The organism is Mesorhizobium sp. M7A.F.Ca.MR.362.00.0.0, from assembly GCF_004023175.1.
GTDB lineage: Bacteria > Pseudomonadota > Alphaproteobacteria > Rhizobiales > Rhizobiaceae > Mesorhizobium.
The window spans coordinates 291-2,711 of sequence record NZ_RZTF01000584.1; the positions used below are offsets into that span (position 1 = coordinate 291).

3 protein-coding genes and 1 pseudogene are annotated in these 2,421 nt (G+C 61.8%); all 4 read right to left on the reverse strand.

The genetic code is table 11. The annotated features are described in order from the left end of the window. Positions 1–105: 105 nt before the first annotated feature. Positions 106–273 (reverse strand): 50S ribosomal protein L33, encoded by a 168-nt coding sequence (rpmG, locus tag EOC06_RS35520; RefSeq protein WP_006201775.1) that lies wholly within the window; start codon positions 271–273, stop codon positions 106–108. A 153-nt stretch (positions 274–426) separates the two neighbouring features. Next, a complete protein-coding gene (locus tag EOC06_RS35525) occupies positions 427–885 on the reverse strand; it encodes a hypothetical protein (protein WP_127271458.1) in 459 nt (152 codons plus the stop codon). Positions 886–995: 110 nt separating this feature from the next. Then, positions 996–2,174, reverse strand: coding sequence for an MFS transporter (locus EOC06_RS35530; protein WP_023810543.1), 1,179 nt, complete (start codon positions 2,172–2,174; stop codon positions 996–998). A gap of 88 nt (positions 2,175–2,262) precedes the next feature. Continuing rightward, positions 2,263–2,421 (reverse strand): annotated as a pseudogene (locus EOC06_RS44410) (NUDIX hydrolase); the annotation flags it as partial.

The following is a 2,421-nucleotide window of genomic DNA, read 5'->3' on the forward strand; positions in this document are numbered from 1 at the left end:
ATCCTTTTGGCTGCAGTCTCTGCTCACGTGCAACGAAATCAACTGGTTACAAACGAAAAACGCCGCCCATTGGGCGGCGTTTCGGCATTGCAGCGGGAAACCAGATTACTTGATCTTGGTTTCCTTGAATTCGACGTGCTTCTTGGCGACCGGGTCGTACTTGCGGAACGACAGCTTGTCGGTCTTGGTGCGGCTGTTCTTGCTGGTCACGTAGAAGAAACCGGTGTCGGCGGTCGACAGAAGCTTGATCTTGATGTTTGCGGCTTTGGCCATGATATCAGTCCGTTTGTTCGTGGGGTTTTGGCCGCTGGAGCACGGGGAAACACCCGGACGCGGGAAACTTGGCGCGACACATAAAGAACGCGCCCGGAAAGTCAAGCCCGGCAAGCCTAGTGCGACCCGCCTGAGCCTGCTGGTGAACGGAAATCATGCGGTTTCTGTCGCCGGTGACGCAACCTTCTTCCAGTCTCCGGTCGTGTTCCACCAGCGATTCGGATTGGCGCGGTCGTCCAGTCCCTTGGAACGGCTGGCGAGAATCGGTTGAATGCGGATCACCGGTTCCTGGTAGGAATGGGCCTGGAAAATCGCCTCGACGACGCGGGCGGCCAGCACCTGATCGTCCGGCAGTTCGAAGGAAACCTCGACCGTGCCGGGCCGCCGCCGCAATTCGGTTTCGGCACCGGCGGCCGCACCGTCAAGCGGCCTGTAGCGTTCGATGCCGTGCGCCGACTGATAGGCATTGCGGTCATATTTGCCCATGGCCAGCGGCGCAATCGCCACCACAGCATCCATGATGCGGTCGACGTCGGCGGCCGGAGCCTGGAAGGTCACGAGCAGAAGCAGTGTCATTCGTAGCGATGTGGTTTCAAAGCCGCTGTCGATCATGGAAGTGTCCTCAAGTGTTTTGGGACACTCTTTTAGCCCTGTGCTCCTGACACGGTTCTGTCAGCAGCCTGCCACCGTGCGCGCCAAATGCAGGGCTGGCGGCAGTTGCGCTACAGCAGGATCTTGCGAACCAACCTGACGGCGACCAAAGCGATATAGGCGGCGAAGAACAGGCCGAGCGACCAGCCGAAGCCGGACGGGCCGAACGCATCCATGCCGATGCCGATCGCCTGCGGGCCGAGCACCATGCCGACACCGTAGCACAGCACGAAGGCGGCGTTGGCCGACGCCAGTTCATGGCCGGAAAGCTGCGAGCCGAGATGGGCAAGGCCGATCGTGTACATGGCAGCGACGACGCCGCCCCAGACGAACAGAAGCGCGGCCATCAAATGCCAATTCTGGGCGAAGAAGGGCATGAAGACGGTGCCGATAAGACCGACCGTGGCGCAGGCAATCAGCAGGTAGCGGCGATCGCTGACGCGGTCGCTGATCATGCCGATCGGGATCTGCAACAACACATTGCCGAGGCCGATCATGGTCAGCAGAAGGGCCGCATCGGCCTCGGAATAGCCGATGCGGCTACCATAGATCGGGAAGAGCGCAAAGCCGCCGGTTTCCACCGCGCCGAACACCAGCACGGCTGCGGTCGCCGACGGCACCAGCCAGATGTAGCGCAGGAAATTGCTGGTTTCGCCATCCGAGGCGATCGAGGGGCTCTCGTTGCGTGCTGCCAGCACGGGTATCGCCGCCAGCGTCACCAAGGCGATGATGACGCCGAACGGCCTGAAGCCGGAACTGCCGAGATGGGCGAACAGCCACGGTCCGGCGGCAAAGCCGAGTGACAGGACAGTGGCGTAAATGCCCAGCACAAGGCCGCGTCGGTGCGGCGGCGCCGAGGTGCTGATCCAGAATTCGGACAGGATGAACAGCACCGTCAGCGCGATGTGCAGCACGATGCGCAGTGGAAACCACATCCAGAAATCGGGTGCGAAATGAAAGCCGACAAAGGCCAGCGCGCCGGCGGCGATCATGGCGATCATGGTCCAGGCAACGCCGAACCGCATGGCGAGCGGGGTCGCCAGCGGCGCACCGGCGATCGAGGCGAGGCCGGCAACGGCGGTGTTGAGGCCGATCATCGAAGCCGAATGGCCGCGCGTTTCAAGGATGACGCTGAGCAGCGGCATGCCGAGGCCGATGGCGATGCCGACGACGCTGATCGACGAGATCGCCGCCACCATCGGCAGCCAGTGTACGCGTTCGTCGCCCTGTGGTTGGGTATCGACCGTCATGGGATTCTGATACTCTGCCTGTTTGATCTAAGGAAAGTGCTGACCGCTTTTCCCAGGAAAACCGCGTCACACTTTTCCTGGAATTGCTCTAGAGAAGTTCGCGGGTGAAGCGGTTGCGGACAAGCCGGTAGAAGGGCACGGGACCGCTCGGACGCAACAGCGGATCATGGGCGAGGCGCTTTTGCAGCTCGTCCAGGATCATTCGGGTGATGTCGGGTATGTCGGCTTCCCTGGCCTTGGCGAGCGG